The organism is Streptomyces sp. NPDC002181 (genome assembly GCF_042890485.1).
Taxonomy (GTDB): Bacteria; Actinomycetota; Actinomycetes; order Streptomycetales; family Streptomycetaceae; genus Streptomyces.
On sequence record NZ_JBIASC010000018.1, the window covers coordinates 121450 to 128385 of the forward strand.

Annotated in this window: 5 protein-coding genes and 1 pseudogene; 3 read left to right on the top strand and 3 right to left on the bottom strand. The window is 73.7% G+C overall.

Annotated features, from left to right (window positions below):
• Positions 1-68: 68 nt before the first annotated feature.
• On the top strand, positions 69-1049 hold the full coding sequence (locus ACFYXV_RS32000) for an SDR family oxidoreductase (RefSeq protein WP_389384790.1): 981 nt from the start codon (positions 69-71) through the stop codon (positions 1047-1049).
• Here the strand turns inward: ACFYXV_RS32000 and ACFYXV_RS32005 are convergent, their stop codons facing one another.
• Complete coding sequence (locus tag ACFYXV_RS32005) at positions 1050-2093, bottom strand: helix-turn-helix transcriptional regulator (RefSeq protein WP_389384791.1); 1044 nt, start codon at positions 2091-2093, stop codon at positions 1050-1052.
• 154 nt (positions 2094-2247) lie between these two features.
• Positions 2248-4509 carry an MMPL family transporter gene (locus ACFYXV_RS32010; RefSeq protein WP_389384792.1) on the bottom strand — a complete coding sequence of 754 codons (2262 nt, stop codon included), beginning with the start codon at positions 4507-4509 and terminating at the stop codon, positions 2248-2250.
• 269 nt (positions 4510-4778) lie between these two features.
• On the opposite strand from ACFYXV_RS32010, the gene ACFYXV_RS32015 reads away from it, so the two are divergent.
• On the top strand, positions 4779-6014 hold the full coding sequence (locus tag ACFYXV_RS32015) for a sensor histidine kinase (RefSeq protein WP_385463606.1): 1236 nt from the start codon (positions 4779-4781) through the stop codon (positions 6012-6014).
• A complete protein-coding gene (locus tag ACFYXV_RS32020) occupies positions 6011-6676 on the top strand; it encodes a response regulator (protein WP_385463609.1) in 666 nt (221 codons plus the stop codon). The genes ACFYXV_RS32015 and ACFYXV_RS32020 overlap by 4 nt, the downstream gene beginning before the upstream one ends.
• Positions 6677-6844: 168 nt before the next feature.
• On the opposite strand, the pseudogene ACFYXV_RS32025 reads toward ACFYXV_RS32020, so the two are convergent.
• Positions 6845-6936, bottom strand: a pseudogene (locus ACFYXV_RS32025) (lytic transglycosylase domain-containing protein); the annotation flags it as partial.

The window sequence follows — 6936 nt, forward strand, 5'->3', positions numbered from 1 at the left end:
CGGGGAGCGGGGAGCGGACTCGGAAAAGGTGACGTGTTCTGTCAGGTTTGGCGTGAACGATGGATGTCATGGAGAACGAGGACAAGACCAAGCAGAACGCCGACCGGGCGGGCCACGACGGTCCGGCGCGCCCGCTCGCCGGCCGGATCGCGCTCGTCGCGGGGGCCACGCGCGGTGCGGGCCGGGCCCAGGCCGTCGAGCTGGGCCGGGCCGGAGCGACCGTGTACGTCACCGGCCGCACGACCCGGACCCGTGTCAGTGAAGTGGGCCGGACCACGGAGACGATCGAGGAGACCGCAGAGCTGGTCACCGCGGCCGGCGGCACCGGCATCGCGGTGCCCACCGACCACCTCGAAGAGCAGCAGGTACGGGCCCTCGCCGAGCGGGTCGACCGCGAGCAGGGGCGGCTCGACATCCTGGTCAACGACCTGTGGGGCGGCGAACACCTCCTGGCGAGGTCGGTGTTCGGGAAGAGGAGCTGGGAGACCCCTCTCGCCGACGGACTGCGGATCCTGGAGCTCGGCGCCCGCTCGCACGTGATCACCGCGGCGCTGCTGCTGCCGCTGCTGGTCCGTTCGGACGCACCGCTGCACGTGGAGGTCACCGACGGCACCGCGCACTTCAACCGCCGCTACCGCGAGAACATGTACTACGACCTGGCGAAGAACGCCCCGATCCGGCTCGCGTTCGGGCTGGGCCAGGAGCTGGCGGAGTACGGGGGCGCGGCGGTCGCGGTCTCGCCGGGCTTCTTGCGCTCGGAGCAGATGCTCGCCCACTTCGGGGTGAGTGAGGAGAACTGGCGCGACGCGATCGCCCGGGATCCGGCCTTCGCGATCGCGGAGTCCCCCTGGTTCCTGGCCCGCGCGGTCGCGGCGCTGGCCGCCGACCCTGGTCGCGCCGAGCGGTGGAACGGCAAGTCCACCTCCAGCAGCGAGCTCGCCAAGGCGTACGGGGTGCGGGACGTGGACGGCAGCCGGCCGGACGTCTGGGCCTACTTCGAGGACGTCGTGTACGGCGGGAGGGACGGCTCCGCCGAGGACTACCGCTGATCACGGCGGACCGCCGCGGTGATCCGGTGTCTGCGCACCGTAGCGGGAGGCCAGGGCCGAGGCCTGCTCGCGGAAGCGGGCGCGCAGGGTGGCCGGGGCCAGCACCTCGGCGTCCGCTCCGAGCCGGGCCAGCTGGTCGAAGGCGACCTCTTCGGACTCCGTCGGCAGGTCCAGGCTGACCATGCCGTCGGTGTCCGGGGCCGTCGCGGAGGCCAGGGCCTCCCCGACGGCGGCCCCGTCCACGACGGAGGGCAGTCTGCCGAGTCCCCGTGCGGTGAGGCGCACCCGGACGGTGGTGCGCAGCAGCGTACGGGCGAAGGCTGCGGACCGTTCCTCCCAGTGCGCGGCCAGGTCGAAGGACGGGTCGCGCACGAACGGCTCCTGCCGGTCGGGCGCGGGGACCAGGGCCGTGACGCGGTCGACGCGGTAGGTGCGCCAGCCGCCGTCGCGGTTCGCCCCGCGGGGGATGCGCGCCACGACGTACCAGGTACCGGCCTTCAGGACGAGTCCGTACGGCTCCACGACCCGGGACACCGGGGCGGGCGTGGCGCCGTCGCGCCCCGGCCTCGCGTAGGAGAGTTCGACGGGCCGGTCGGCCCACACGGCTCGGGCCAGCTCCGGCAGCACGTCGGGGGTGGGCGGTTCGCGGAACCAGGCGGGGGCGTCGAGGTGGAAGCGGCGTACCGAGGACTCGGCGGCCTCGCGCAGGGACGGGAGCAGGGTCGCGGTCAGCTTCAGCCGGGCGGTGTCCGCGGCGGCCGACAGCCCGAGGTCCCGCAGGGCCGACGGCAGCCCCGACAGGAACAGCGTCTCCGCCTCGCTCGGGTTCAGGGTGGTGAGCCGCGTCCGGTAGCCGGGGGCCAGGAAGTAGCCGCCGACCCGGCCGCGCTCGGACCTGACCGGGATGCCGGCCTCCTGGAGGGCCTGTGCATCCCGGATCACGGTCCGCTCGGAGACCTCCAGCTCGCGGGCGAGGGCGGCCGCGGTCAGGCCGGGGGTGGACTGGATGAGGAGGGCCATACGGATCAGGCGGGCGGCGCGCATGCTCCAAGGATCGCGGACGGCCGGCCACCGGTGCGGTACTGCCCCGCCCGCCTCGGCGGCGGTACGCGGACCGGCGCCGGCGCGCGGCAGGACCCGTACGGTCCTCCGCGCGCCGGCGCCTTCAGCTGCCAGGAGCCGGCAGCCGGGAGCGCGGTCAGCCCACCGGAACGGGCCGCCCGTTGTCGTCGGCGGACCCGGCGTGGCCGGTGTGGCCGGTGTGGCCGGCGTGCCCGTTGTGGCCGTACCCGTTCCCGCCGCCGTGGTGGTCGGTGCGCCGCGGCCGTACTGGCCACCAGATCGACCGGCCCAGCAGGGCGGCCAGTGCCGGAACCAGCACGATCGACAGGACGAACGCCGACAGCATGATCCCGAGCGCCGTCGCGAAGCCGATCTCCTGCGTGCCCGGGTTCGGGTTGACGGCGAGGCTGCCGAACGAGGCGGCCAGGACCAGGCCGGCCGTCGCGATGGCCGGCGCGGTGTGCCGTACCGCCCGTGCCACGGCCGCCCGGGCCGGACCGGGCTTCTCCATCTCCTCCCGTATCCGGTCGCTGATCAGGATGTTGTAGTCGGTGCCCAGCGCCACCACGAACAGGAACAGCACCAGCGGCAGCATGAAGTTCACACCCGGCCGGTCCAGGAAGTTCTGGGAAACCAGCGCCGAGGCGCCGAGGGTCGCCGCGAAGCCCAGGCCGACGGAGACCATCAGGACCAACGGTGCGAGCAGACTGCGCAGGAGCAGGACCAGGATGAGCGCGATCAGGCCCGCGGCCACCGGGAAGACCAGCTTCAAGTCGCCGGACACGGCGGCCGAGATGTCGGCGAAGAGCGCTGCCGTGCCGCCCACGTGCGCCTCGGTGCCCTCGGGCCGGTGTGCGGTGACCGTGTCCCTGACCGGTCCGGACACCAGGTCGCGGGCCTGCTGTCCTTGTGGCTCGGCGGTCAGGAAGAGGTCGATCCGCGCCGCCTTCCCGTCCTCGCTGGGTACGGGCGGGGCGACCTGGCCGACGCCTTCGACCGCCGCGAGCGCCTTGGACAGTCCGCCGAGCGCCTGGGGATCGATCCGGCCGCCGTCGGACGCGGTGACGAACACGGTGGTCGGGTCGGACACTCCGGCGGGCAGGGCGCGCGAGATCTCGGCCGCCGTGCGGGCCGCCGCCGTGTTCGCGTCTCCCCCGCCGCCCGTTCCGTAATCCATGTGCATCCCGGTCAGACCCGCCGCCAGTGCGCCGAGCAGGGCCAGTGAGGCGAGCACCATCGTCACCGGACGCTTCGCCACCCGGCGGCCCATCCGCCCGGCCATGCCCTCGGAGGGTTCTCGGCGCAGGCCGCGCGAGGGCCAGAACATCTTCCGCCCGGTGACGGCGAGCAGCGCCGGCATCAGGGTGAGACTGCCCAGCAGCATCACGAGTACGGATACGGCGATCGCCGGGCCGAGCACCCGGAACTGGCCGAAGGAGGCGACGCCGAGGGTGGAGAACGCGGCGATGATGGTCAGCGCCGCGGAGGTTACGGCGGTACCCACGCGGCCGGCGACCTCGGCCGCCGCGTCGCGTCCGGTCTGCTCGGGCCGCTCGCGCAGCTGCTCACGGAAGCGGAACAGCAGGAAGAGGAAGTAGTCGATCCCGATCCCGATCAGCACCACGTTGATCAGCTGGGGTGTGGAGGCGTCGAGTTGGACGCCGGTGAGCAGCGAGGCCCCGACCACGACACCGGCGGCCGCGCCTCCGATCACCGACACCACGAGCAGCGGCAGCAGAGCGGCGAGGAGACTGCGGAACACCAGGACGTGCAGCAGCACGATCACCACGAGCATGGCGATGCCGACGACCGTCGAGCGGGTCTTCTCGGCGTCGGCGGTGTCCACGCTGTCCGCGATCCCTGCGGTGAACCCGGTCCGCAGCCCGGCCTCCGCGAACTCGGCCCGGGCCTGGTCCCGGAAGGCCCGGTACAGGTCCTGCATCCCGGGATCCATGGGATTGCCGGTCAGTTCGACCGACAGCAGCCGAAAGCTCCGGTCCGGGGCCGTCATCGCCGGGCTGACCCGGGGGACCTGGGAATGGTCCTGCGCCAGGGGCGGCGTCTCCTTCGTCTTCGGCATCGCCACCTCGCGCCGGGCCAGCTTCGCGGCCCCGTCGTCGATCCGCCGCTCGTCGGCGTCCGACAGCTTCGCCCCGTCCGCCCGGGCCACCAGCACGGTGAGCGGATTGGCGTCGGGCTTGACCCCGAAGTGCTCCTCGGCGACCTTCAGCGCGGCCGCCGAATCGTAGGTGGCGGGCAGGAACTCGCCCGCGCTGGGCTGCGTGGCGCGGAAGAGGAAGGCCTGGCCGAGGAGGGCCGTGGCGATGCCCAGCACCGCCCAGAGGGCGATGACCTTCCAGGGACTTCGGGTGGCGAAGCCGGTCAGGGCGCGGATCACAAGGTCCTCCGTAACTCGATCGGCCGGGGTTGCCCCGGACGTTGTCCAGCTCATCAGCGCCCGCGCCGCGAAACGTCGGCGCGAGGAAGGAGCCCGCGCCCGGGACCGGGGTCCGGCGTACCCCGCGGACCAGGACCGAGGTCCCGGTCCGGCCTCCCCCTCCGGGCCGGGGGCCCGCCCCGCCGCCGCTGCGAGAATGGTTCCCGTACGCGAATCGCGGCGCCCCGGTACGGATCCGGCGGGCCGGTGACGGAGGGGGACCGGCGGACATGCCGATACGCAGTGGGGGCCGGGGCGGTGACGGCGGGGCGAAGGCGCGCGGGCCGGTCCTCGACTGGACGCGCAATGACGCGCTCGTGGCGATCGGGGCGGCCGTGAACGACCTGATCGGCTATTCGCTCGGCGCCGCGGACGACGGACGGCCCCTCACCGTGGGGGCACTCGTCCTCGTGGTCCTCGCCGCGCCCTGTCTGCTGGCCCGCCGGACCAGGCCGGTGACCGTACTGTGCGCCGTCCTCGCGCTCGGCGTCGCGCTGAACCTGACCACCCCGCAGGGCCCGCACTTCTCCGCCGCCTACATGGTCGCGCTGTACACCGTGACCCGCCTGCGCGGCCCCGCGGTCACGGCGGCGGCCGCCGCCGTGACCGTACCGGTCACGATGATCAGCGGCGGATACGGTGACTCGTCCGTCCTGACGGGCCTGCTCGGCAACACCGTCGCGGTCGTGCTCGTCGTCGGCGCGGGGCTGGTCGTGGGGCGCTGGCAGCGGGAGTCCGAGGCCAAGCGCACCCTGCTGGCGGACAGGGCGGTGGCCGAGGAACGCCGCCGGATCGCGCGCGAGTTGCACGACATCGTCGCGCACCACATCACCACCATGCAGCTGATGGCCGGCGGCGCCCGGGCCAACCTCGCCCACGACCCGGACGTGGCCCGCGAGGCGCTGGTCACGCTGGAGGGATCCGGGCGGATGGCGCTGCGGGAGATGCGGCAACTCCTGGACGTCCTGCGGGCCGGGGAAGAACCGGAGCAGACTCCTCCGGCACCGCAACCCGGGACCGGGGACCTCGACCGGATCATCTCCGAGTCCCGGCTGGCCGGCACGCCCACCGAGTTCACCGTGCGGGGCACCGCCCGCCCGCTGCCGCCGACCGTCGGCCTGACGGTGTTCCGGATCGTCCAGGAGGCCCTGACCAACGCCCGCAAGCACGCGGTCGGCGCCCGTGCGCACGTACGGCTGACGTACGGACCGGACGGCGTCGAGGTGGAGGTCCGCGACGACGGCGCGGGCGGCGCCCGGCCGGGAGCCTCGCGGACCGGGGCTTCGCGGACCGGGGCTTCGCGGCCGGGCGCCGGCAGCGGGTACGGTCTGATCGGAATGCGGGAACGCGTCGCGCTGCAAGGCGGCACCCTGGAGACCGGCTCGCACGACGGCGGCGGATTCAGGGTGGCGGCCAGGCTCCCGGCGGCCGACCCGGGGGGAGACCGAGAGGACCTGCGCGGATGATCCGTGTGCTCATAGCCGACGACCAGCCCCTGGTGCGGCGCGGCCTGGCCCTGATCCTGGCGCCCGACCCGGCCTTCGAGGTGGTGGGCGAGGCCGAGGACGGAGCCCGGGCGGTCGCGCTGGCCCACGAGCTGCGCCCCGACGTGGTCGTGATGGACATCCGCATGCCGGTCCTCGACGGCGTCCGGGCCACCGAGGAGCTGGCGCGGACGCTGCCGGAATCCCGCGTCCTGGCCCTCAGCACCTTCGACATGGACGAGTACGTGGTCGCCGCCCTGCGGGCCGGCGCGTACGGGTTCCTCCCCAAGGACATCTCCCCGGAAGAGCTCATCGCCGCGGTCCACACCGTCCACACGGGCGAGGCCGCCGTCGCGCCCCGCCTGCTCACGCGGCTGATCTCCACCTACGTACGGTCCTCCGCGCGGCCGCGCCCGGCGGCGACGGCCCCGGAGGGCCTCACGCCGCGAGAGCTGGAGATCTGGCAGCTGCTGGCAACCGGGCTCGACAACGCGGAGATCGCCGGGGACCTGGAGATCAGCGTCTCCACGGTCAAGAACCACATCACCGGCATCTTCACGAAACTGGGCGTCCGCGACCGCGCCCAGGCGGTGATCGCAGCATACGAATCGGGCCTGGTGGCCGCGGGGCACGGCAACGGATGAGCCGGTGTGGCCCGCGCCCCGACCAGGGGTGGCCGCGCGGCGGTGCCGTGCCGGTCCGAGACCGGCGGGCGGGGAACGCGGAAGACGCTCGGCCGGGGGTCCGGCCGAGCGTCTTCCGTGTGTGCGTCTGCTGTCCGCTGCCCGCGCTGTGGGGCGGTCACTGGCGGCTTAGTACCAGTGGTGGGTCTGCCAGAAGTTCCAGGCGCCGACGGGGCTGCCGTAGCGGGAGTTCATGTAGTCCAGGCCCCACTTGATCTGGG